The organism is Streptomyces sp. NPDC001828, assembly GCF_042892175.1.
GTDB lineage: Bacteria > Actinomycetota > Actinomycetes > Streptomycetales > Streptomycetaceae > Streptomyces.
The window spans coordinates 187477-211129 of sequence record NZ_JBIATV010000003.1 but is presented as its reverse complement, the minus strand read 5'-3'; the positions used below and the strand labels follow the sequence as shown (position 1 = coordinate 211129).

The 23653-nt window shown below is 71.5% G+C and carries 22 protein-coding genes; 17 read left to right on the top strand and 5 right to left on the bottom strand.

Going from position 1 to position 23653, the window contains the following annotated elements; translation table 11 throughout:
* Positions 1 to 28 precede the first annotated feature (28 nt).
* Both ACFYZA_RS12280 and ACFYZA_RS12275 read right to left on the bottom strand, forming a co-directional pair.
* Positions 29 to 1351, bottom strand: coding sequence for an alpha-2,8-polysialyltransferase family protein (locus tag ACFYZA_RS12280; RefSeq protein ID WP_388489723.1), 1323 nt, complete (start codon positions 1349 to 1351; stop codon positions 29 to 31).
* A complete protein-coding gene (locus tag ACFYZA_RS12275; protein WP_388489721.1) occupies positions 1351 to 2334 on the bottom strand; it encodes a glycosyltransferase family 2 protein in 984 nt (327 codons plus the stop codon). The genes ACFYZA_RS12280 and ACFYZA_RS12275 overlap by 1 nt, the downstream gene beginning before the upstream one ends.
* 188 nt (positions 2335 to 2522) lie before the next feature.
* Between ACFYZA_RS12275 and ACFYZA_RS12270 the strand changes: the two genes are divergently transcribed.
* The 13 genes from ACFYZA_RS12270 (at position 2523) to ACFYZA_RS12210 (ending at position 16988) form a co-directional block, all read left to right on the top strand.
* Positions 2523 to 3887 (top strand): DUF6716 putative glycosyltransferase, encoded by a 1365-nt coding sequence (locus ACFYZA_RS12270; RefSeq protein ID WP_388489718.1) that lies wholly within the window; start codon positions 2523 to 2525, stop codon positions 3885 to 3887.
* The gene (locus tag ACFYZA_RS12265; protein WP_382591903.1) at positions 3887 to 5116 is read left to right on the top strand and encodes a cytidylyltransferase domain-containing protein; all 1230 of its coding nucleotides are present in this window, start codon (positions 3887 to 3889) and stop codon (positions 5114 to 5116) included. Before ACFYZA_RS12270 ends, ACFYZA_RS12265 begins: the two co-directional genes overlap by 1 nt.
* A gap of 43 nt (positions 5117 to 5159) precedes the next feature.
* On the top strand, positions 5160 to 6098 hold the full coding sequence (locus ACFYZA_RS12260) for an N-acetylneuraminate synthase family protein (protein ID WP_382591906.1): 939 nt from the start codon (positions 5160 to 5162) through the stop codon (positions 6096 to 6098).
* 14 nt (positions 6099 to 6112) lie between these two features.
* Positions 6113 to 7204 carry a hypothetical protein gene (locus ACFYZA_RS12255; protein WP_382591909.1) on the top strand — a complete coding sequence of 364 codons (1092 nt, stop codon included), beginning with the start codon at positions 6113 to 6115 and terminating at the stop codon, positions 7202 to 7204.
* 223 nt (positions 7205 to 7427) lie between these two features.
* Positions 7428 to 8654: an amidohydrolase gene (locus tag ACFYZA_RS12250; protein WP_388490269.1), complete on the top strand. Its 1227-nt coding sequence runs from the start codon at positions 7428 to 7430 to the stop codon at positions 8652 to 8654.
* 140 nt (positions 8655 to 8794) lie between these two features.
* Entirely contained in the window at positions 8795 to 9859 is a 1065-nt protein-coding gene (locus ACFYZA_RS12245) for a BMP family protein (protein WP_382591912.1), read from the top strand.
* A gap of 258 nt (positions 9860 to 10117) precedes the next feature.
* Positions 10118 to 11653: an ABC transporter ATP-binding protein gene (locus ACFYZA_RS12240; RefSeq protein ID WP_382592005.1), complete on the top strand. Its 1536-nt coding sequence runs from the start codon at positions 10118 to 10120 to the stop codon at positions 11651 to 11653.
* Positions 11650 to 12774, top strand: a complete 1125-nt coding sequence (locus tag ACFYZA_RS12235; RefSeq protein WP_382591915.1) for an ABC transporter permease — start codon at positions 11650 to 11652, stop codon at positions 12772 to 12774. The genes ACFYZA_RS12240 and ACFYZA_RS12235 overlap by 4 nt, the downstream gene beginning before the upstream one ends.
* Positions 12771 to 14060, top strand: a complete 1290-nt coding sequence (locus ACFYZA_RS12230) for an ABC transporter permease (RefSeq protein WP_382591918.1) — start codon at positions 12771 to 12773, stop codon at positions 14058 to 14060. The genes ACFYZA_RS12235 and ACFYZA_RS12230 overlap by 4 nt, the downstream gene beginning before the upstream one ends.
* Positions 14057 to 14449, top strand: coding sequence for a cytidine deaminase (locus ACFYZA_RS12225; protein WP_382591921.1), 393 nt, complete (start codon positions 14057 to 14059; stop codon positions 14447 to 14449). The genes ACFYZA_RS12230 and ACFYZA_RS12225 overlap by 4 nt, the downstream gene beginning before the upstream one ends.
* 100 nt (positions 14450 to 14549) lie before the next feature.
* A complete protein-coding gene (locus ACFYZA_RS12220; RefSeq protein ID WP_388489713.1) occupies positions 14550 to 15827 on the top strand; it encodes a thymidine phosphorylase in 1278 nt (425 codons plus the stop codon).
* A 110-nt stretch (positions 15828 to 15937) separates the two neighbouring features.
* A complete protein-coding gene (locus ACFYZA_RS12215) occupies positions 15938 to 16525 on the top strand; it encodes a Uma2 family endonuclease (protein ID WP_388489711.1) in 588 nt (195 codons plus the stop codon).
* 142 nt (positions 16526 to 16667) lie between these two features.
* Complete coding sequence (locus ACFYZA_RS12210; protein ID WP_382591930.1) at positions 16668 to 16988, top strand: STAS domain-containing protein; 321 nt, start codon at positions 16668 to 16670, stop codon at positions 16986 to 16988.
* An 8-nt stretch (positions 16989 to 16996) separates the two neighbouring features.
* Here ACFYZA_RS12210 and ACFYZA_RS12205 read toward each other — a convergent pair whose 3' ends face one another.
* Positions 16997 to 17995: a sigma-70 family RNA polymerase sigma factor gene (locus ACFYZA_RS12205; RefSeq protein ID WP_388489709.1), complete on the bottom strand. Its 999-nt coding sequence runs from the start codon at positions 17993 to 17995 to the stop codon at positions 16997 to 16999.
* Between the two features lie 91 nt (positions 17996 to 18086).
* Complete coding sequence (locus ACFYZA_RS12200; RefSeq protein WP_388489706.1) at positions 18087 to 19370, bottom strand: MFS transporter; 1284 nt, start codon at positions 19368 to 19370, stop codon at positions 18087 to 18089.
* A gap of 119 nt (positions 19371 to 19489) precedes the next feature.
* Between ACFYZA_RS12200 and ACFYZA_RS12195 the strand changes: the two genes are divergently transcribed.
* Positions 19490 to 20386 (top strand): LysR family transcriptional regulator, encoded by an 897-nt coding sequence (locus ACFYZA_RS12195; protein WP_382591939.1) that lies wholly within the window; start codon positions 19490 to 19492, stop codon positions 20384 to 20386.
* 23 nt (positions 20387 to 20409) lie between these two features.
* Here the strand turns inward: ACFYZA_RS12195 and ACFYZA_RS12190 are convergent, their stop codons facing one another.
* Positions 20410 to 21174 carry an alpha/beta hydrolase gene (locus tag ACFYZA_RS12190; protein ID WP_382591942.1) on the bottom strand — a complete coding sequence of 255 codons (765 nt, stop codon included), beginning with the start codon at positions 21172 to 21174 and terminating at the stop codon, positions 20410 to 20412.
* 114 nt (positions 21175 to 21288) lie between these two features.
* Between ACFYZA_RS12190 and ACFYZA_RS12185 the strand changes: the two genes are divergently transcribed.
* The 3 genes from ACFYZA_RS12185 (at position 21289) to ACFYZA_RS12175 (ending at position 23641) form a co-directional block, all read left to right on the top strand.
* On the top strand, positions 21289 to 22443 hold the full coding sequence (locus tag ACFYZA_RS12185) for an adenosine deaminase (protein ID WP_388489704.1): 1155 nt from the start codon (positions 21289 to 21291) through the stop codon (positions 22441 to 22443).
* Positions 22444 to 22568: 125 nt separating this feature from the next.
* Positions 22569 to 22874 (top strand): hypothetical protein, encoded by a 306-nt coding sequence (locus ACFYZA_RS12180; RefSeq protein WP_382591948.1) that lies wholly within the window; start codon positions 22569 to 22571, stop codon positions 22872 to 22874.
* 80 nt (positions 22875 to 22954) lie between these two features.
* The gene (locus ACFYZA_RS12175; protein WP_388489701.1) at positions 22955 to 23641 is read left to right on the top strand and encodes a hypothetical protein; all 687 of its coding nucleotides are present in this window, start codon (positions 22955 to 22957) and stop codon (positions 23639 to 23641) included.
* Positions 23642 to 23653: the final 12 nt, after the last annotated feature.

Genomic DNA, 23653 nt, shown 5'->3' with positions numbered 1-23653 from the left:
CGGCCCCTTCGCGGCCAGGGGCCGGCGGCTAGGCCCTGCGCGGTGCCAGCCGCCGGACCCGCCGCGCCACCCTGCGCACCGTCGCGTTGCGCGGGATGAAGCCCAGCTGGGACGGGATCGCGCCGGGCAGGGCGAGTGCGGTCAGGCGGCGGCGCTTGAAGTACCGCCAGGTGTGGGCGTCCAGGGCGGCGGCGAGGTAGCGCTCGGCCGCGCCCCGCAGGTCCGGGCGCAGCTCCGGCTGCATCGCGTAGCCCACCGCGCGCAGCAGCTCCGGCAGGTCTACCGGGGGGTGCGCCCCGCCCTCCAGCGGCGGAAGCAGCGCGTCGGCGATCGTCACCGGCACCCGGTTGCTGTTCTGGTACGGGGCGAGCCGGTCCAGGAGGAGCTCCGTGCCGACCCGGGCCACCGGGATCCCGTAGAACGCCGACGCCGTCAGGAGCGCCGTCGAGAAGCAGCCCACCACCAGCGCGGGGGAGAGGCGCTCGTACAGCACCTCGGCCAGCAACGGGCGCTCCAGGACCGTCAGTTGGACGTCCAGGGTCGTGGCCTCCGCCTCCAGGGCCTTCGACCAGGCCGGCGGGGCCGAGGGGTGCGGCTTGAAGACGATCCGGCGATGGCCGCGCGCCGCCGCGCCCCGCAGCATCCGCAGGTGCAGCTCCTCCTCCTGGTCCGGGGTGAGGATGGACAGGGCGGACAGGTACTGGCCGAGGAGCAGCGCCATCGGCTCGCCGGCCTCCGGCGAGAAGCCCAACTCTGCTTCGACGGCTGCCAGTTCACCCACCGTCTTCACGAAGGCCGCGGTCGGCACCGTCTCGCTCGGCACCTCGAACTCCCCGAGCAGCAGCGGCCGCAGCTCCGGGACGAGATCCAGATGGAGCACCCGGCGTACCCGCGAGCCGATCAGCGGGTCCAGCTTGTTGCGGGTCGGGCCGTACGTCATCAGGCCGTCCGCGTACACGGTGAGCGGCGCGTCCGGGAAGAGCTGGGCCACCGCCTGCGCCGGGTTCACCTGGATGGACTCCAGGGCGAGCTCGACCCGGTCGTCGCCGAGACCCCACAGCACCCTCAACTGCCGTTCCCAGAGCGGGACATCGTCGGGTCGCGGGGACCAGCCGCCCGGGTGGAAGGGGGCGATCGTGTCGTTCCAGGAGAGCACCCCGTCGAAGCGGCCCCGCAGCTGGTCGAAGCCCGGCATGGCGTCGAGCGCCGGCGAGACCTCCGGCGCGGGCGCGTTGTTGCTGATGAGGAGGAGCCGCCGGTCGGCCTCGGGGAAGCAGCCGCTGTCGAGCGCGGCGGCGAGCGTGGCCACTCCGTACAGCGTGGACGCCGCGAAGATCTGAGTCGTAGGCATCAGGCGGCAGCCCCCGCCGAGGAGCCGGCCGGGCGGTGGCGCAGCCGGCGCAGGCGGGCGGCGCGGCGGGAGTCCATCGAGTTCAGCGCGTCCTTGAGGTGGTCCTGCGGCAGCCGTTTCAGCGCGCCCGCGCTCAGGGCCCTGAGTTTTCTGGCCACGGCCGGTTCGAACCTTTCGATGCCGCTCATATGGTGGGAAATGATCGCGCAGTACGTCCGCACCGCTTTCGGGAGCAATTCGTCCGCATGTGGATCCTGGGCCGTCTCGGCTATTACTTGATCGAATGCGCGAATGAAATCGAGTTGTCGCACATCGCCGATCTGGGTCAGCGAGGAGGCGACCCCGCGCCGGTAGAAGACGCCGAGCTGTCCCGTCACCGCGAACGACTCCGCCTCGCGGTGCAGCCGCCAGATCCACGGCCGGTCCTCGGCCGTGCGCAGCCCGTCGGTGAAGTGCAGCAGCCCCCGGTCGGCCAGCCTGCGGTGGTACATCCCGGCCCAGGCGAACGCGTAGTCCACCGAGGTCGAGCGCGTGGCGGGCAGGATCGCGTCGCGCGGCGACATCACCTCACCGCGCCGGCCGTGCGGCACCCGGTGCACCGTGCGCTCCTGGCCGGTCACCTGGACGTGGTCGGTGCGCACGAAGTCGCATCCCAACTCCTCTATGTGATGCAGGAGTTGGCCGAAGTAGCCGGGCGCGAGCCAGTCGTCGCCGTCCAGGTACGTCAGATACTCGCCACGGGCCGCGTCGAGCCCGGTGTTGCGTGCCGTGGCCAGACCGCCGTTGCGTTCGTGTCTGAGCAGCACCGCCCCCGGCAGCTCGCGCTCCGCGCGTTCGAGCAGCTCGATCGTGCCGTCCGACGAGCAGTCGTCGACGAGCAGGAACTCGAAGTCGTCGCGGGCGTTCGCGCGCAGACTTCGCAGGGTGTCGGGTGCGTAGGCGCGCACGTTGTAGAACGGCACGATGACGGAGAGCTTGACCACGGCGGTGACGCTATGGCGCCGTCCCGTCATTCGTCCTGTCCGGCACGGAGATGACGGGTGAACGAAGAATGGCGGGACTGTTAACCGGCCCGCCGAACGGCCCCGCACTTCTTGAGTAGTCGTGCTGTTAACCAGTTGTTGCAGTCGAGTTGGGCCGCGAATCCGCAGGGCTTCCTAGTTTCTACGGCGTGCCATCACGTACCGATTCAAGGCTGCGGATCGCGGTTCTCGCGGATTCGGACACCCGGTGGAAATGGGGTGCGCTCACCGCGCGCCGCCTCGCCGAACGGGCTCCCGGAACCGATTCCGCCGCACCCGCACCCCCCGCACCCGAACTCGACGGCTTCCTGCTCCGGGGCCGCGCCACCCCCACCCCTCGCCAGCTGGCCGAGGTGGGGGCCAGGGCGGACGCGCTGCGGGAAGTGACGATGGCTCAGTTCCTGGACGCCGTAGCCGCGTTGGAGAATTCGGACGGCTCGTACGACGTCGTCGTGCTCGCCCTCGTCGGCGGGGCCGCCCAGGCCGCGCTGCACGGGCTCGCCGCCCGTCTGCGGGGGCTCACCCGGCGACCGGTGATCGTCACCGGCTATGTGGGCGTCGTGTACGAGAAGCTCGCCGACGGTCTGCTCCTGCGGCACGGCGCGGACATCGTGCTCGCCAACTCCCGCCACGACGCGGCGCGTTTCCGCGCGGTGTACGAGGGCGTGGGCGCCGACGCGGCCGCCGTCACCGAGGCCGCGCTGCCCTTCCTCGGCGGCGCCGCGTACACGGCGGAGCCCGGCCGCGACACCGTCGTCTTCGCCGCCCAGCCCTCCGTGCCGGAGAGCCGCGCCGACCGGCGGTACCTGCTCGGGCGCCTGATCGGACACGCCCGGCGCCACCCGGAGCGCGAGGTCGTCCTCAAGCTCCGCTCCAAGCCCGGCGAGCACACCACGCACATCGAGGAACACCCCTTCCAGAAGCTCGCCAAGGGCATGGAGCTGCCGCCCAACTTCTCGCTCGCGTACGGGAACATGGGCGAGATCCTGGACCGCGCCGACCTTCTGGTGACGGTCTCCTCGACCGCGGCCCTGGAGTCCCTGCACCGCTCGGTGCCGACCGCCGTCCTCACCGACCTGGGCGTCCGCGAGACCCTCGGCAACCACCACTTCCTCGGCTCCGGCTGCCTGGCCTCCTGGGACCAGCTCGACGCCGGACACCGGCCCCTGCCCGACCCCGAGTGGCTCGCCGCCCAGGGCGTGGCCCCGGGCGCCGCGTACCACCGCGCTTTCGATCAAGTACGCGAGCGATTGGGCGAGTTGCTTTCGAAGGAAAGCCTGCCGCCGATCGCTCCCTACTACACCGCCGTCACCGCGCCCGGCTACCTCCCGGGCATCCTCGCCCGCCACCACCTCGCCCCCGACGGCACCCCGCTGCCGGGCGCGGCCCCCGCCACCGAGCGGACCGGCCTGCGCCGGGTGATCAGGGACGCCGTGCGCGACGCGGCGCGCGGCGCCTACCGCCACGGCGTGCAGCGGGTCGCGCCCGTCATCCGCCGGATGGGAGAACTGTGATGCCCCCGACCGCCTCCGCGAGCACACCCCCCAAGGTCCTCGCCGTCATCCCCGCCCGGGGCGGCTCCAAGGGCGTGCCCGGCAAGAACCTCGCCTCCGTCGCCGGGGTCCCGCTCGTGGTGCGGGCGGTGCTCGCCTGCCGGGCCGCCCGCCACGTCACCGACGTCGTCGTCTCAACCGACGACCCGGCGATCGCGGCCGCCGCCCGCTCGGCCGGCGCCGACGTGGTCGTGCGCCCGGCCGGCATCTCGGGCGACACCGCCACCAGCGAGGCCGCCGTCCTGCACACCCTGGACGCTCACCCGGACACCCGGGTGGTGCTGCTCGTGCAGTGCACCAGCCCGTTCCTGACCCGCGAGGACGTCGAGGGCGTGGCCGCGGCGGTCCTGGAGGACGGCGCCGAGACGGCCGTCACCGTCGCCCCCTTCCACGGCTTCCTGTGGCGCGAGGACGAACTCGGCGGCGGCCAGGGCATGGGCCACGACAAGTCGTTCCGGCCGCGCCGCCAGGACCGCCCGCAGGACTTCCTGGAGACCGGCGCCGCGTACGCCATGGACGCGGCGGGCTTCCGCACCCACAAGCACCGCTTCTTCGGCCGCACCGCGCTCGTGCGCACCGACCCCGCCCGGGTCCTGGAGATCGACGAGGCCCACGACCTGGAACGGGCCCGCGCGCTCGCCCCCGTGCTCGACCGGCTCGCCGTCCCGACCCGCGACGACGTCGACGCGGTCGTCCTCGACTTCGACGGCACCCAGACCGACGACCGGGTCCTCATCGACTCCGAGGGCCGCGAACTCGTCGCCGTGCACCGGGGCGACGGGCTCGGCATCGCGGCCCTGCGCCGGGCCGGACTGAAGCTGCTCATCCTGTCCACCGAGCAGAACCCCGTCGTCGCCGCCCGCGCCCGCAAGCTCCAGGTCCCGGTCCTGCACGGCATCGACCGCAAGGACCTGGCCCTCAAGCAGTGGTGCGAGGACGAGGGCGTCGACCCCCAGCGGGTGCTCTACGCCGGCAACGACGTCAACGACCTGCCCTGCTTCGCGCTCGCCGGCTGGCCGGTGGCCGTCGGCAGCGCCCACGACTCGGTGCGCGCCGCGGCGCGTGCCGTCACCCGCACCCCCGGCGGCGAAGGAGCGATCCGCGAGATCGCCGCCTGGCTCCTCGGACCCGAACTCACCGACACCCCACCGGCCCGGCACGTCCCCGAGACCGACCACACCCCCGCCTGACCTCCCCGCAAGGCCTCTCCGCCCGATCTAAGGAAACACCCTCATGAGCAACCGTCTGCGCACCCTCGGCAGCCGCATCGCCGGCCCGGGCCGCCCCGTGTACATCACCGGCGAGATCGGCATCAACCACAACGGCGACCTCGACAACGCGATCGCCCTGATCGACGCCGCCGCCGACGCCGGCTGCGACGCGGTCAAGTTCCAGAAGCGCACCCCGGAGATCTGCACCCCGCGCGACCAGTGGGACATCGAGCGGGACACCCCGTGGGGCCGGATGACGTACATCGACTACCGCCACCGCGTCGAGTTCGGCGAGGACGAGTACCGCACCATCGACGCGCACTGCAAGGAGCGCGGCATCGACTGGTTCGCATCGCCGTGGGACACCGAGGCCGTGGCCTTCCTGGAGAAGTTCGACGTGCCGGCCCACAAGGTGGCCTCCGCGTCCCTCACCGACGACGAGCTCCTCCGCGCCCTGCGCGCCACGGGCCGTACCGTCATCCTCTCCACCGGCATGTCCACGCCGAAGCAGATCCGGCACGCGGTGGAGGTGCTCGGCAGCGACAACATCCTTCTGTGTCACGCCACTTCGACCTACCCGGCCAAGGCCGAGGAGCTCAACCTGCGCGTGATCAACAGCCTGATGGCCGAGTACCCCAACGTGCCGATCGGCTACAGCGGCCACGAGACCGGCCTGCAGACCACGCTCGCCGCGGTCGCGCTCGGCGCCGCCTTCGTCGAGCGCCACATCACCCTCGACCGCGCGATGTGGGGCTCCGACCAGGCCGCCTCCGTCGAGCCGGGCGGCCTGACCCGCCTGGTGCGTGACATCCGCACCATCGAGGCGGCGCTCGGCGACGGCGTCAAGAAGGTCTACGACTCCGAGCTCGCCCCGATGAAGAAGCTGCGCCGCGTCACCGGCGTCGTCGCCCAGGCGGAGGCCGCCGAGAGCGCCGGGGACCGCGCCCCGGCCACGGTCTGAGGGGCGGGCCCGCCGTGCCTCGGGACACCTCCGCCACGCTCGCCTTCGTGGAGAGCCCGGTCCAGCTGCTCAACGTCCTGGAGTGGGCCCACTCGCCGGGCCCGCTGCTCGACGGCGTACCCGCGCAGCAGCGTCCCGAGGCGCCGGACCTTTCGGGCCTGACCGTCGTGGTGCTCTCGCCGACCGACCCCATGTCGCGCGGCCAGCTGCGCCGGATGGCCGAGCTGGCCCGGGACGCCGGCACGAAGGTGCGCTGGGAGGAGGCCCGGGGCGGGCTCACGGCCCCGCTGCACACGATCGGCGGGCTCACCCCGATGCTGCGGCGGGCCGACCGGATCGTCATGGGCGACCCGTTCTCGCGCTACGTCCAGCTGCTCCTCACCGTCTCGCGCGCCCGTGACCTGGTGGTAGTCGACGACGGGACGGCCACCATGGAGTTCGTCTCCCAACTCGCCCGTGGCGAACGCCTGGTGCGCTGGCACCGGCGGGGCAGCCGGGCCGGCCTGCGCGACCTGCTGTTCGCGCCGGTCGCCGCGGCGGCCCGCCGCCGGCTCACCCCGGCGCGGCGCCGCAGCGTCGAGGTGTTCAGCGCGATGCCGGTCGAGGCGCCCGACGGCGTGACCGTCACCGCCAACACCTTCGGCTGGACGCGCTCGGGCTTCGGGCCGCCGCGCCTGACCAAGGGGGCCGATCTGGTGGGGACTTCACTGGTGGAGACCGGCATCGTCGACCCGGAGAGTTACCTCGCGGCGGTCGCCAAGATCGCGCGCACGCACGGGGTGACCCGCTATTTCGCGCACCGCAGGGAGTCCGCCGAGAAGCTGCACGCCCTGCACGCCCGTACCGGCCTCGAAGTCGTCCGCCCCGACCTGCCGCTCGAACTCATCGCGCGCCGGGGCCCGGTGGGCCGCACGATCCTCAGCTTCCCCTCCACCGTCGTGCACACCCTGCCGCTCGCGCTCGCGGGCACCGGGGTGCGGGTCGTGGTCTGCGACATAGATCCGGGCTGGCTCACCGACAAGGCCTCGCCGCGTGCCCAGGGCTTCCTGGACGGTGTGACGGGGACGGCGCGCCGGACCCACGGCCTGGCCAGGGTGGCCGCCTAGGCGCGTCCTGCGGGTGTCGTCCAACCCTGGGAGGGCGGCGGCTCCTACCCTGGACGGAACGCCCATTCCCGGACATCGGGCGGAAGGATGAAATAGTTTACCCAGTTGTCACGAACGGCATGCGCCGCGTGACCAGCTTTCTTTCCCCTATGCGGCTGAACTTTTGTTGATCGCGCGCGAGTTGGCCCTCCAAGAGGCCTACCCTCAACGAGTGAACCAGTTGATGTCCCGTGAGTCGTCCGAAGCCGATCTGCCCGGCGGAGCACCGCTGCCCGGCGAGCTGAGCGAGGCGCTCTTCGCCGAACTCATCGCCTTCCGCCGGGACTTGCACATGCACCCCGAGCTCGGAAACCAGGAGTTCCGGACCACCGCCGCGATCAAGGCCCGCCTCGAAGCGGCCGGCCTCGAACCACGGGTGCTCCCCTCCGGCACCGGCCTCATCTGCGACATCGGCACCTGGGACCGCGAGCGCCCCATGCTCGCGCTGCGCGCGGACATCGACGCGCTGCCCATCCCCGACGCGAAGGCGGGCGTCCCCTACCGGTCCACCGTGCCCGCCCGCGCCCACGCCTGCGGCCACGACGTACACACCACCACCGTCCTCGGCGCGGGCCTCGTCCTCGCCCAGCTGCACCGCGAGGGCCTGCTGCCCGCCCCCGTACGGCTGCTCTTCCAGCCCGCCGAGGAGGTGCTGCCCGGCGGCGCGGCCGACGCCATCGTGGCCGGCTGCCTGGACGGCGTGGGCCGGATCATCGCGGTGCACTGCGACCCGCGCGTGGACGCCGGGCGCATCGGACTGCGGCACGGCGCCATCACCTCCGCCTGCGACCGCCTCGAGGTGTCCCTGAGCGGGCCCGGCGGCCACACCGCCCGCCCGCACCTGACGACCGACCTGGTGACCGCCGTCGCGCGGGTCGCCGCCGACGTGCCCGCGCTGCTCGCCCGCCGCGTCGACGCCCGCGCGGGCCTCGCCCTCACCTGGGGCCGGATCGAGGCGGGCCACGCCTGCAACGTCATCCCGATGCACGCCGAGCTGGCCGGAACCGTGCGCTGCCTGGAGCTGTCGGCCTGGCGCGACGCGCCCGACCTGGTACACGCCGCGATCGACGAGGTGGCCACCCTGCACGGCGCCAAATCGGAGATCAACTACGTCCGTGGGGTGCCCCCGGTCGTCAACGACCCGATCGTCACGGAGCTGCTCGGCGACGCGATGACGGCGCGTCGCGGGGCGTACGCGGTGGAGGACACGGAGCAGTCACTGGGTGGCGAGGACTTTTCGTGGTACCTGGAGCACGTACCTGGGGCGATGGCGCGCCTCGGCGTCCGCACCCCGGGCTCGAATGCCCGGCTTGACCTCCATCGAGGTGATTTCGACGCGGACGAGGCCGCCATCAAGGTCGGAGTCGAACTCTTCACCGCCGCTGCGCTGCTGGATGGCAACCGCTCGTAACCGGACACTTCATCCCCTGTTCGCGACGATCCGATAACGGCTTCCGAACAGGGCTTTACGCGACATCTACGCGCGTTACGATCCGACGCGAAACCAGCGCCGGTAGGGGCGCCTCGGTTCAGGTTTGAAGGGACCTCCTCTTGCGCCGGGTATCCAAGATCGCTGCGGCAGGTATCGCCACCGCCGCGCTCGCGCTTTCCGCCACCGCCTGTGGCTCCACGTCCTCCCAGAAGGAGTCGGGCAACTCCTCCTCGTCCTCCGCGGGCGGCAAGGGCGTCAAGATCGGTGTCGCGTACGACGTCGGCGGCCGTGGCGACCACTCGTTCAACGACTCCGCCGCGCGCGGCATCGACAAGGCCAAGGCCGAGTTCGGTGGCGACGTCAAGGAACTGACCGCCAAGACCACCGACACCGAGGCCGACCGCGTCCAGCGGCTCACCGACCTCGCGGGCGCCGGCTACAACCCGGTCATCGGCATCGGCTACGCGTACGCGAACTCGATGAAGCAGGTCGCCGCCAAGTACCCGAACGTCACCTTCGGCATCGTCGACTCCGTCGTCGAGGGCCCGAAGAACGTCGACAACATCGTCTTCACCGAGGAGCAGGGCTCCTACCTCGCGGGTGTCGCCGCGGCGCTGAAGACCAAGACCGGCCACGTCGGCTTCATCGGCGGTGTGGACGTCCCCCTGATCAAGAAGTTCGAGGCGGGCTTCAACCAGGGCGTCAAGGACACCAAGCCGGACGTCAAGATCGAGAACCAGTACCTGTCGCACGGCTCGGACACCTCCGGCTTCGCCAGCCCCGACAAGGGCAAGGCCGCGGCCCAGGGCATGCTCGACAACGGCGCCGACGTCATCTACACGGCGGCCGGCTCCTCCGGCACCGGTGCGATCGAGGCCGTCGCGGGCAAGAAGGGCGCCTGGGCGATCGGTGTCGACTCCGACCAGTACCAGCAGGCCTCGCTCGACAAGTACAAGAACTCGATTCTGACCTCGGTGGTCAAGAACGTCGACATCGGCGTCTACGACCTGATCAAGTCCATCAAGGACGGCAAGCCGCTGGTCGGCACCAACAGCTACCCGCTGGCGAAGGACGGCGTCTCGCTGGCCACCAGCGGTGGCTTCATCGACGACCTCAAGCCGCAGCTCGACGCGGCCAAGAAGAAGATCGTCGACGGCACCATCAAGGTCAAGACGACCCCGTGACCCGGGACGGTCACTGACCGTCTCCCGTCGCATCCGGCCCGGTGAAGCAGGGACCGCCCTGCCTCACCGGGCCATAACGAAGTGTCAACTCTACGCGCGTAGGCCGGAGTTGGCGCGCCAGGAGTGTGCTGAACTACTAGGCCGGGCGTCCGGCCGGTGGCCCAGTGCGCTTCCAGGCTTCCCCGGAAGCTCCCCGCCCCCCGCTCCTGCCCACGAGGAGAGTGCGCCATCAACGCGTCCAGCCCTCCCGCCGTCGAACTGCGCGGCATCACCAAACGATTCCCCGGTGTCGTCGCCAACAAGGACATCGACATCACCGTCCGCAAGGGCACCGTGCACGCGCTGTGCGGTGAGAACGGCGCCGGCAAGTCGACCCTGATGAAGATCCTCTACGGCATGCAGAAGCCGGACGAGGGCACCATCACCATCGACGGCACCCAGGCCTCCTTCTCCAGCCCGGCCGACGCCATCGCGCTCGGCATCGGCATGGTCCACCAGCACTTCATGCTGGCCGACAACCTGACCGTCCTGGAGAACGTCGTCCTCGGCGGCGAGAAGCTGTACGGCATCGGCTCCAAGGCCCGCAACAAGATCAGGGAGATCTCGGACGCGTACGGCCTCGGAGTCCGCCCGGACGCCCTCGTCGAGGACCTCGGGGTCGCCGACCGCCAGCGCGTGGAGATCCTCAAGGTCCTCTACCGCGGCGCCCGCACCCTCATCCTCGACGAGCCGACCGCGGTCCTGGTCCCGCAGGAGGTCGAGGCGCTCTTCGACAACCTGCGCGAGCTCAAGGCCGAGGGCCTGACCGTCATCTTCATCTCGCACAAGCTGGGCGAGGTCCTCTCGGTCGCCGACGAGATCACGGTGATCCGGCGCGGCACCACGGTGGGCACCGCCGACCCCCGCACCACCACCACCAAGCAGCTCGCCGAGCTGATGGTGGGCAGCGAACTGCCCTCGCCCGAGACCCGCGAGTCGACCGTCACCACGGTCCCGATGCTCCAGGTCGGCGACCTGCGGCTGGCCGCCACCGACCCCGACGGGGTGGTGCGCGAGGTGCTGTCCTCGGTGTCCTTCACCATTCACAAGGGTGAGGTGCTCGGCATCGCCGGCGTCGAGGGCAACGGCCAGGCCGAGCTCGTCGAGGCCATCATGGGCATGCGCATCCCCGACGGCGGCGTCATCACGCTCGACACCACCGACATCTCGACCGCCCCGACGCGCAAGCGCCGCGAGGACGGCATCGGCTACATCCCCGAGGACCGCCACCGCCACGGCCTGCTCCTGGAGGCGCCCCTCTGGGAGAACCGGATTCTCGGCCACGTCACCGAGAAGCCCAACTCCAAGGGCCCCCTCCTCGACAACAAGGCCGCGCGCAACGACACCGAGCGGATCGTGCGCGAGTACGACGTGCGCACCCCCGGCATCGAGGTCACCGCGGCGTCCCTGTCCGGCGGCAACCAGCAGAAGCTGATCGTCGGCCGCGAGATGAGCCACAACCCCAAGCTGCTGATCGCCGCGCACCCCACCCGGGGCGTGGACGTCGGCGCCCAGGCGCAGATCTGGGACCAGATCCGCGAGGCCCGCCGTGAGGGCCTCGCCGTGCTCCTGATCTCCGCCGACCTGGACGAGCTGATCGGCCTGTCCGACACCCTGCGGGTGATGTACCGGGGCCGTCTGGTCGCCGACGCCGACCCCGCCACGATCACCCCCGAGGAACTGGGCTCCGCCATGACCGGTGCCGCCAGCGGCCACCTGGAGCACCAGCAGAACACTGGGGGAGAGGACCGATGAAGAAGCTCACCTCCCGCATCGACAAGGAGAAGCTGCTCCTCGCGATCGCGGCCCCCGTGCTCGCGCTCGTCGCGGCCCTTGTCGTCACCGCCCTGGTCATCCTCGCCACCGGCAGGAACCCCTTCCCGGCCTTCAACGACATGCTGTCGTACGGCTCGGCGAGCGACAGCCAGGTCTACATCCTCAACAAGGCGACGACGTACTACCTGGCGGGCATCGCGGTGGCCATCGGCTTCCGGATGAACCTGTTCAACATCGGCGTCGACGGCCAGTACCGCCTGGCGGCCTTCCTCGCCGCGGTGGTCGGCGGCGCGCTGAGCCTGCCCGGCATCGTGCAGATCCCGATCATCATCGTCGTCGCCATGCTCGTCGGCGCGATGTGGTCGGCGGTCGCGGGCATCCTCAAGGTGACCCGGGGTGTCAGCGAGGTCATCTCGACCATCATGCTGAACGCCATCGCGACCGCGATCATCGCCTATCTCCTCCAGCCCGACCGGCTCGGCCAGCTGGACGAGGCGGGCACGCTCGTCTCGACCAAGCCGCTGCCCAACTCGTCCTGGTTCTTCACCATCGACATGGGCCCGGCCGGACAGCTGTGGGGCTTCATCGTCGTCGCCGTGCTCGTCGGCGTCGCGTACTGGTTCACGCTCGGCCGCACCCGCTTCGGCTTCGACCTGCGGGCCGTCGGCCAGTCCGAGTCCGCGGCCGCGGCCAGCGGTGCCAACGTCAAGAAGATGATCGTCACCAGCATGATCATCTCGGGTGCGGTCGCCGGTCTCGTCGGCATGCCGACGCTGCTCAACGACAGCCACCAGTTCGACAACAGCTTCCCGCTCGGCCTCGGCTTCACCGGCATCGCCATCGCCCTGCTCGGCCGCAACCACCCGGTGGGCGTCGCGCTCGCCGCGCTGCTCTGGGGCTACCTGGAGCGCACCACCGGCCACTTCGAAGTGATCGGTTACGACAAGGAGATCCTCGGCGTGATCCAGGGCGTCATCGTCCTGTGCGTCGTGATCGCCTACGAACTCGTCCGCCGTTACGGCCTCAAGCGCCAGCAGCAGCGCGTCGGCGCCGAGCTCGCGGCCCAGGCCGCCAAGACCGAGACGGAGGTGACGGCATGAGCGTCACGACCGAAACGACCACGACCCCACCGCCTCCGGCCGGGGTCAAGCGGGGCAACGCCAAGCGCAAGTTCTCCCTCGCGCAGGTCCTGATGATCATCGCGGGTGCGCTGATCCTCGTCTCCGCCGTACGCATCATCACCGGCGCCGACCAGCTCACCAGCGAGGGCCAGATCAGCGCCGCGCTCGGCCTCGCGGTGCCGATCGGGCTCGCCGGCCTGGCCGGTCTGTGGTCCGAGCGGGCCGGCGTGGTCAACATCGGCCTCGAAGGCATGATGATCCTCGGCACCTTCGGCGCCGGCTGGGTCGGCTGGCAGTCCAGCCCCTGGCTCGGTCTGCTCGCGGGCATCGGCTTCGGCGTCCTGGGCGGTCTGATCCACGCGGTCGCCACCATCACCTTCGGCGTCGACCACATCGTCTCCGGTGTCGCGATCAACCTCCTCGCGCTCGGCGTGACGCAGTACCTGGCCAAGCTGTTCTTCAACGGCGGCGAGGCCCAGGTCAAGGGCGGCAACCCCAAGCAGTCGCCGCCCGCCGACTCGCTGCCCAGCTTCACCATCCCGGGCCTGTCCTCCGGCCTGGAGTCGGTCCAGAACCACCACTGGTTCCTGATCTCCGACATCTGCGGCATCCTCGGCGGCCTGGTCACCGAGGTCTCCTGGGTCACCGTCATCGCCGTCGCGCTGTTCGTCGGCACGTGGTGGCTGCTGTGGAAGACGGCCTTCGGCCTGCGCCTGCGCTCCTGCGGCGAGAACCCGATCGCGGCCGAATCGCTCGGCGTCAACGTGTACTCCTACAAGTACGCGGCGGTCGCCGTCTCCGGCGGCCTCGCCGGCCTCGGCGGCGCGTTCCTCGCCCTGGTCACCTCGCACATCTACCTGGAGGGCCAGACCGGCGGCCGCGGTTACATCGGTCTCGCCGCGATGATCTTCGGCAACTGGCGTCCGGGCGGGCTCGCCATGGGCGCCGGCCTGTTCGGCTTCTCCGACGCGCTCCAGCTGCGCAACGGCGGCACCACCGTGCACGCCCTGCTGCTCCTGCTCGTCGTGCTGCTCGCGGCGCTCGCGGGCTGGAAGCTGTACAAGAAGGCCATGCTCCAGGCCGCGATCAGCGCGGTGATGGCCGTGCTGATCCTGGTCTGGTACCTGCTGACCGACGACGTGCCCGGCGACTTCGTCGGCGCGACCCCGTACGTCGTGACGCTGCTCGTCCTCTCGCTCTCCGCCCAGCGTCTGCGGATGCCCAAGGCGGACGGCATGCGCTACCGGAAGGGCCAGGGCAAGTGACGCCGGCGCCCGACTGGGCGGCCCTGCGCACGGCCGCGCGCGAGGCCATGTCCCGCGCGTACGCGCCGTACTCGGGCTACCCGGTCGGGGCCGCGGCCCTGGTCGACGACGGGCGCACCGTCACCGGCTGCAACGTCGAGAACGCCTCGTACGGCATCGGCCTGTGCGCCGAGTGCGGACTCGTCTCGGCGCTCCAGCTGTCCGGCGGCGGCCGCCTGACGCACTTCACCTGCGTCGACGGGCACGGCGACGTGCTCGTGCCGTGCGGCCGGTGCCGCCAGCTGCTCTTCGAATTCGGCGGTCCCGAGCTCCTGTTGGAGACCCCGGCCGGCATTCTCAAGCTGTCCGAGATGCTGCCCCAGGCCTTCGGCCCGGACCACCTCAAGTAACCTCGCGGCCCTCGCACCCCGGTGCGGGGGCCGCACTCTCAACATCCCTCTATGCGCGTAGAGTCGCGCACGTAACGTGCACCAAGCCGGAAGGAATGCCATGGACGTCATCTCCGTCATCCGCACCAAGCGAGACCGGGGCGAGCTGTCTCCCGAGCAGATCGACTGGGTCATCGACGCGTACACGCGCGGCGAGGTCGCCGACGAGCAGATGTCCGCGCTGGCCATGGCGATCCTCCTCAACGGCATGAACCGCACGGAGATCGCCCGCTGGACGGCCGCCATGATCGCCTCCGGCGAGCGCATGAACTTCGACTCGCTCTCGCGCCCGACCGCCGACAAGCACTCCACCGGCGGCGTCGGTGACAAGATCACCCTGCCGCTCGCCCCGCTGGTCGCCGCCTGCGGCGCGGCCGTGCCGCAGCTCTCGGGCCGGGGCCTCGGCCACACCGGCGGCACCCTGGACAAGCTGGAGTCCATCCCCGGCTGGCGCGCGCTGCTCTCCAACGAGGAGATGCTGAACGTCCTGGACACCACGGGCGCGGTCATCTGCGCGGCGGGCGACGGCCTGGCCCCCGCCGACAAGAAGCTGTACGCGCTGCGCGACGTGACGGGCACGGTCGAGGCGATCCCCCTGATCGCCTCGTCCATCATGTCGAAGAAGATCGCGGAGGGCACCGGCTCGCTCGTCCTGGACGTGAAGGTCGGCACCGGCGCGTTCATGAAGAACATCGAGGACGCCCGTGAACTGGCGTCCACGATGGTCGCGTTGGGCACGGACAGCGGCGTGAAGACGGTGGCCCTCCTCACGGACATGTCCACCCCGCTCGGCCTGACCGCGGGCAACGCGCTCGAAGTCCGGGAATCCGTCGAGGTGTTGGCGGGCGGCGGTCCCTCCGACGTCGTCGAGCTCACCATCGCGCTCGCCCGGGAGATGCTGGACGCGGCGGGCATCAAGGACGCCGACCCGGCGAAGGCCCTGGCCGACGGCTCGGCGATGGACGTGTGGCGCCGGATGATCGCGGCCCAGGGCGGCGACCCGGACGCGACCCTGCCGGTCGCCCGCGAGCAGCACGTCATCACCGCCCCCTCCTCGGGCGTCCTGACCCGCCTCGACGCGTACGACATCGGCGTGGCCGCCTGGCGCCTCGGCGCGGGCCGCGCCCGCAAGGAGGACCCGGTCCAGGCGGGCGCGGGCGTCGAACTCCACGCCAAGCCCGGCGACACGGTCACCGCGGGCCAGCCCCTGCTGACGCTGCACACGGACACGCCGGAGAAGTTCGAGTACGCGCTCGAGTCGGTGGCCGGCTCCTACGACGTGGCCCCGGCCGGCACGGCGTTCTCGGCGACCCCGATCGTGCGGGAACGTATCGCCTGACCTGGGCTTTCCAGGGGGGTGCCCTCGTATGGGTGAACGGGACCGGTGGACCTGTGCCGGTCCCGTTCGGCATGCTGGACTGCGTGACGAACCGACGTAGGGAGACCGCCATGAGCGCACTCACGGTTGGCCACGACCCCGGCCAGGGCTGGGACGACGTCGTCCGCCTCTGGGAGGGGACGGACTGGCCCGAGGGCTGCAAGGTGGAGATCATCGAGGGGATCGTCACCGTGTCACCACCGCCGTCCAATGCCCACAACGACATCGCCGACACTGTTCAGCGGCGCTTGTACGGGGCCATCCCCGAAGACTGGGGGATCTACCAGACGCTGGGAGCGGCTGTGCCCTCCCGCAGCGGTTTGTACATCCCCGACCTCGCCGTGGTGCCGAAGGCCCTCTTGCACGAAGGGTCCGGTAGCTACATCTCGGCGGCCGCAGCCGAGTTGGTCGTGGAGATCACCTCAAAGGCCAACGCGGTCCATGACCGCGTGACGAAGGCGGCGGGCCATGCCGCGGCGGGTGTGCCGCTCTACCTCCTCATCGACCGCTGGGCTCCGGCCGGCCCCACGGCGACTCTCTACGGCGAGCCGAAGGGAGATGTCTACCGGGTTCTGCATACGGCCAAGTTCGGTGAGGTGATCCGGCTTCCCGAGCCGTTCGGCCTGGCCCTGGACACGGGGTTGTTTCCTGTCGACTAGGGCATGACCGGGCTGGTCGGTCGGGGCTGCCTCAGTGCTTCGCTTGGCGCGGTGCGCGGCTGCCGAGCGACCGTGGCTGGTCGCGCAGTTCCCCGCGCCCCTCGGGGCGCCGCGCCCCGCCCGGGTTGGGCGCGTTCCACCGATGAGTTCCGCGCCCCGCCCCGGTCTCACCGTTGTGGAAGCCACCGACCCCCCGGAGCCGCACCCCGTCCTCGTCGTCCCCGACCCCCTCACCTTCGCCGACGTGCCGCATCTGTGCGAGCGGCTGCGCGGGCTGTACGGAGGCGGGGCCGTGGAGGTCGTGTGTGACCTTGCCGCGGTGACCCGGGCCGACCTCGCCGCCGTCGAGGCCGTGGCCCGGCTGCGGCTCACCGCCCGGCGGGCCGGACGGCGGGTCCGTATGCGCAACGCCGGGGCCGGCCTTGTGGCGCTGCTTGAGCTGACGGGGCTGGGGGGCGACTAGCGGGCGCCCTACGGCGTCTCCGGGTTGCCCTCCGCGTCCAGCCGGGCCGGGAGGCTGAACAGGGGGAACCAGCGGTCCGTGTCCAGGAACGAGCAGATGCCGGACACCTTGCCGTCGTGCGTCTCGATCACCATCAGGGCCCAGGGCGTGAAGCCCCCGGCCGGGTCCGGGTGGTAGTGGGCGAAGGCGGGGGTGCCGTTGGCCACGGTGGGGATCAGGCGCGAGCCACGGCAGACCTCGCCCACGCCCAGCATCCAGCCCACGATGTCGTCGTGGCCGCGCAGCCACAGGTCGTACGGCGGCATCGACAGCGTGGCGTCCTCGTGGAGCAGGGCGGTGAGCGCCGTCATGTCGTAACCCTCGAAGGCCGCCACATAGCGCTCCAGGAGCTTCTGCTGCTCCTCGTCCAGCGGGTCCGCCGCGTCCGACTCCCTGGGCTCCGACTCGGCCAGTGTCGAACGGGCCCGCTGGAGGGCCGAGTTGACCGATGCCACGCTCGTGTCGAGCAGCTCGGCGACCTCCGCCGCCTTCCAGGCGAGCACCTCGCGCAGGATCAGCACCGCGCGCTGCTTGGGCGGCAGGTGCTGCAGCGCCGCGACGAAGGCGAGCCGCACCGACTCGCGGGCGAGCGCCGCCTCGGCCGGGTCCTCGACGGTGGGCAGCACCCGCCCGTCCGGCACCGGCTCCAGCCAGGTCACCTCCGGGCGGGAGTTGAGCTGGGCATTGGCCACCGGCGTCGCCGCCGTCAGGTCCATGGGACGGGCCCGCTTGTTGCCCGCGGTCAGCATGTCCAGGCAGACGTTGGTCGCGATGCGGTACAGCCACGAGCGCAGCGAGGAGCGGCCCTCGAACTTGTCGATGCTGCGCCACGCCCGCACCAGCGTGTCCTGCACCGCGTCCTCCGCCTCGAAGGCCGAGCCGAGCATCCGGTAGCAGTACCCCGTCAGCTCTCTTCGGTGTTCTTCGAGGCGTACGTCCAGATCCGCCGCCGCTGCCAGATCACTCATCGGTCCACCCCGCGTCGTGCCGTGTAATGCCAGCACTTCGGAAGCTACCCGACCCCACTGACAATCGCGCGTGAACCGAAGAACGCGCAGGTCAGTGACGGGCGTGTGCCAGGTGCAGACCGTGGGTGCGGCGCTCGGCGCGGGCCGCGTGGGAGCCGTACAGGGTGACCGAGACGACGCCCAGGACCGCCAGGATGCCGAGCAGCACCGTGGCCGGCCAGCCGCCCGCGTGGAAGGCGACCGCGCCGAGCGTGCCGCCCGCGCTGGATCCCAGGTAGTAGGCGGACTGGTAGAGCGCGGAGGCCTGGGCGCGGCCGTGCCTGGCGGTGTGGCTGACCGAGGAGGAGGCGACCGCGTGGCCCGCGAAGAAGCCCGCCGTGATGAGGACCAGGCCCGCCAGGATCGCGGGCAGCGAGGAGGCCAGCGAGAGCAGCAGGCCCGCCGCGGTCGTGGACACCGCCAGGTACAGGGCGCCGCGCCGGCCCACCCGGGCCACCAGCTTGCCGGCCGCGGCGGAGGAGACCGTGCCGACCAGGTAGACGAGGAAGATCGAGCCGATCAGGCCCTGCGGCAGGTTGAACGGCGCCGCGGTGAGGCGGTAGCCGATCACCGTGTAGACCGCGCCGAACACCGTCATGAACAGCGCGCCGATCGCGTACAGCCGGACCAGGAGCGGGTCGGCGAGGTGGCCGCGCACCGTGCGGGCCAGGGCGCGCGGGTTCAGTGAACCGGGCGTGAAATTGCGGGCCTTGGGGAGGAGCAGCCGGAACACCACCGCGCACACCGCGGCCAGTGCGCCCACCGAGAGCAGCGCCGCGCGCCAGCCCCAGGCCTGCGCGACCCAGCCGGTCAGGATGCGTCCGCTCATGCCGCCGATGGAGTTGCCCGCGACGAACAGGCCGATCGCCGCGACCAGCGCCTTCGGCTTCACTTCCTCCGCCAGGTACGCCATCGCCGAGGCGGGAAGGCCCGCGATCGCCGCACCCTGCACCGCGCGCAGCGCCACCAGCCAGCCGACGTTCGGAGCGAAGGGGACGAGCAGGCCCACGAGCACCGCGACGGCCAGCGACACCGTCATCATCCGGGTGCGTCCGAACCGCTCGGACAGCGCGCTCAGCGGCAGCACGAACAGGGCGAGCGCGCCCGTCGCCGCCGACACCGTCCAGCTGGCCGCGCTCGCCGTGGCCCCGAGGTCCGCGGAGATCAGCGGAAGCAGGGCCTGGGTGGAGTAGAGGAGGGCGAAGGTGGCCACACCGGCGGCGAAGAGCGCGAAGCTCATCCGGCGGTAGCCGGCGGCGCCGGGGGTGAGCTGGAGCGGGGACGGCGAGGGGGAGGCGGCCACGGTGGTGGACGCCCCGGTACTGGCGGGAGGCATACGACGACCGTAGGCCCGGCGTGTTTATGCGTCCAATGCACAGATGGGAGACAATCGATCCACTCCCGCATCAGCAAAGGTCAGAGGCGCGCGTGTCATCGAACAGTTACGAAGAAGACATGGCGATGGCATTGGCGCCACGCCTCGCCTACTTCGCCGGGGTGGCCCGGCACGAGCACGTCACCCGCGCCGCCCATGAGCTCGGGGTGCCCCAGTCGACCCTGTCGCGCGCCATGGTCCGCCTCGAAGAGGACCTCGGCGTAGCCCTGTTCGCGCGCAAGGGCCGCACCGTCTCGCTGACGGCGGCCGGCCGCACCTTCCTCGGCTCGGCCGAGCGGGCGCTCGCGGAGGTCGGCCGGGCGGCGGAGTCGGTGCGCGCGGACGCCGACCCGGCGGCCGGCAAGGTCGCCTTCGGCTTCCTGCACACCATGGGCTCGGAGACCGTGCCGGGCCTCATCCGCGCCTTCCGGGTCGACCACCCCCGGATCCGCTTCACCCTCGTGCAGAACTACGGCGAGGCGATGATCGAGCGGCTGCGGGCCGGCGAGCTCGACCTGTGTCTGACCTCGCCCGTGCCGGACGCGCCCGACCTCGCGGCCCGGCGCCTGGACGAGCAGCGGCTGCGCCTGGTGGTGCCCGACGACCACCGGCTCGCGAGCCGCAAGCGGGTGCGGCTCGCGGAGGCCGCCGACGAGGCGTTCGTGACCCTGGAGCCGGGCTACGGACTGCGGCGCATCACGGACGACCTGTGCGCGGAGGCCGGGTTCGCGCCGCGCATCGCCTTCGAGGGCGAGGAGGCCGAGACGCTGCGCGGCCTGGTCGCGGCCGGGCTCGGCGTCGCGCTCCTGCCGCCGCCCGCGGTCGCCCGGCCGGGCGTCGTCGAGCTGACCGTGACCGCCCCGCGCGCGGTGCGCGAGATCGGGGTCGCCTGGCTGGACGGCCACCCGGACACCCCGCCGGTGGCCGCCTTCAAGGCCTTCCTGCTGTCCCGGCGGGGCAAGCTGATCCCGGAGTAGCCCGACGCTTCTCGCCAACTCCCTTACGGATGAAGGGACTTGCCGAACCCTGCGGCCAGCGGCATCCGGAGCCCCAGTGGCGGTGGCGCGGCGAACGCGTCGGTGACCGGGCGGGCGTAGGGGCGCGAGAAGAGCGCGCCGAAGACGAAGTCGACGGCCAGCGCGTGGACTTCGGCCCGGTGCTGGCGCATCGCGTGCCCGTCGGAGTGGACTTCGAAGCGGCAGGTGTCCCGGTTGGCCTTCTTGGCGCGCTCGGCGAGCCGGTAGGAAAGCTCCGGATCGCTGCGTGAGTCGTTGGTGCCGTGCACGATCATCACGCGCCGGCCCACCAGCTGCTTCACCGGCTCCGGGTCGGCCGCCACATCGTCCTCGGGGATCCAAGGGGCCAGCGCCAGAACGGAGTTGACGGCGAGATGGCCCGCCGCGCGCAGTGCGGCCCGGCCGCCCATGCCGTGCCCGGCCAGGCACACCGGGACGTCTCCGTAGCGCCGTACGACCTCGTCCGCGGCCCATTCCGCGTCCGTGGCGAGCCGTGCGTCGCCGCCGTTCCAGCCCTGGCCCCGGTAGCGGACGACGTGTGCCACCAGGCCCTCCTCGCGTCCGTCCCTGGCCAGCCTGCGGGCCAGCGGCAGCGCGGCCGCGTAGGCGAGGGGGGAGGGCCGACGTGCCGAGACGGGGTCGCCGTCCGGCAGCACGAGGACCACACCGCTGACCGTCGCGCCGGCGCCGGTCGCGCCGACGGCCCGTCCCAGCCGGGCAGCAGGCAGGGGAATCGCTTGCTGTGCCATGGCAGAACAGTCTCAGAAGCCAGGGTGTACTCCACCCGTCCGCACGGTCACTGTTACGTATCGACGGGGTTCGGACGCCGGGTGATCTACGCGCGTAGGGGCTAGAGTGCGCAGATGACGAGCCAGACCGCATCCGTACCCAGCCCGGATCAGATCAGCCGTGCCCCGAAGGTGCTGCTCCACGACCACCTCGACGGGGGTCTGCGTCCCGGGACCATCATCGACATCGCCCGCGAGACAAGTTACGAAGGCCTGCCCGAGACCGAGGCCGACAAGCTCGGCGTCTGGTTCCGCGAGGCCGCCGACTCGGGCTCCCTGGAACGGTACTTGGAGACGTTCGCGCACACCTGCGCCGTCATGCAGACCCGCGACGCGCTGTTCCGCGTCGCCGCCGAGTGCGCCGAGGACCTCGCCGAGGACGGCGTCGTCTACGCCGAGGTGCGCTACGCGCCCGAGCAGCACCTGGAGCAGGGCCTCACCCTCGAAGAGGTCGTCGAGGCCGTCAACGAGGGCTTCCGCGAAGGGGAACGGCGGGCCCGCGCGAACGGCCACCGCATCCGGGTGGGCGCGCTGCTCACCGCGATGCGGCACGCGGCCCGCGCCCTGGAGATCGCCGAACTCGCCAACTCCTACCGGGACTCGGGCGTCGCCGGCTTCGACATCGCGGGCGCCGAGGCGGGCTTCCCGCCCACCCGTCACCTCGACGCCTTCGAGTACCTCAAGCGCGAGAACAACCACTTCACCATCCACGCCGGCGAGGCCTTCGGCCTGCCGTCGATCTGGCAGGCGCTCCAGTGGTGCGGCGCCGACCGGCTCGGCCACGGGGTGCGGATCATCGACGACATCGAGGTCGCCGAGGACGGCGGCGTGAAGCTCGGCCGGCTCGCCTCGTACGTGCGCGACAAGCGGATCCCGCTGGAGATGTGCCCCACCTCGAACCTCCAGACCGGCGCCGCCACCTCCTACGAGGACCACCCCATCGGGCTGCTGCGCAAGCTGCACTTCCGGGCCACCGTGAACACCGACAACCGGCTGATGTCGGGCACCAGCATGAGCCAGGAATTCGAGCATCTGACGAAAGCCTTCGGCTACACACTGGAAGACATGCAGTGGTTCACGGTCAATGCGATGAAATCAGCATTCATTCCTTTCGATGAACGACTGGCCATGATCAATGACGTGATCAAGCCCGGTTATGCCGAGTTGAAGTCCGAATGGCTGTTCCAGCAGACCGCTACGACCAGCGGTTCTGCGGCAACCGGCAACTGATCTTAGGTATAGGGAAACGGCCGTGAGTGTGAACTCGCGGCCGTTTCCACATGTTTGCGGACCGGGTGGTCCGCTGACTACCTTGGCGAGCCGCTCACCTTTCCCTCCCCAAGGACGAATTTCTGATGAAGCAGTCTGCCAAGACGCTCGGTGTCGTTGCCCTCGGTGCCGCCTTCGCCGCCGCTGCCGCCGGGACGGCCTCCGCCGTCCCCTCGGCAGCGGCCCTGGGCGCGCTGTCGACCGTGACCGCGGGCACCCCGCTCGGCACCGCGTCCAAGGTGCTGCCCGCGGCCTCTCCCGAGGCGCTGGCGGGCGGACAGAAGAAGACGTCCAGCGACCCGGTGGGCAGCCTGCTCGGCGGCCTGCCCACCGACTCGCTGCCGACCGGCCCCGTGGCGAGCAACCTGACGAGCGGCGGCCTCACCGGCTGAACCCCCGCACCGCGTCCCGCCGGGGCGCACACCCGTGAGCCGGGTGTGCGCCCCGGCGGTGTCTGAGTAGGGTCCTGATCATGCGTCCGAAGGCGGCCGCCCGCGCGGCGGTGCTCACCGTGACCGCGCTGCTCGCCGCAGCGGCCTGCACCGGGCCGCCGGACCCGCCGGTCGCATCCGTCGGCACCCGGACGCCGACCGCGCTCGAGCGGGCCGCCCTCAGTGCCGGTGACGTACCCGGTTACGAGATCTCCGGCGCCCCCTCGCCCGACGACACCCGGGGCACCCCGCGAGCGGACCGCGCGGCCTGCGCGCCGCTGGCCGAGGTGATGGGCGGGGCCCCCGACGACCGGGCCCGTGCGACGGTCAGCCGGGGCCTCGGCTCGCGGCGGATGCCCGGCCTCGCGGTGTCGGCCTCACTGTCCGCGTACGCGGCGCCCGACGCCCGGCACCTGATCGACGGGCTGCGGACGGCCCTGGCGCGCTGCGGCACCGGATTCGGCACGGTCCTCGACGGCCACCGGGCCGCCTACCAGGACGTGCGCGTGACGGCGTACGAGGTGAAGGGTGACGAGTCGGTCAGCTGGACGGCCTCCGCGCTCGCGCAGGGCGCGCCGGCCCCCGTGCACATCGTCGTGGTGCGTGACGGCGCCACCATCGTGCGCTTCATGGCGATCGACCTGTCCGGGCGTGCGGCCGCGGTGACCGTGCCGCACGACATCGCCGACGGGCAGCTAGCCAAGCTGACCCGGACGGTCGAGGACTGACCGCCGATCCGG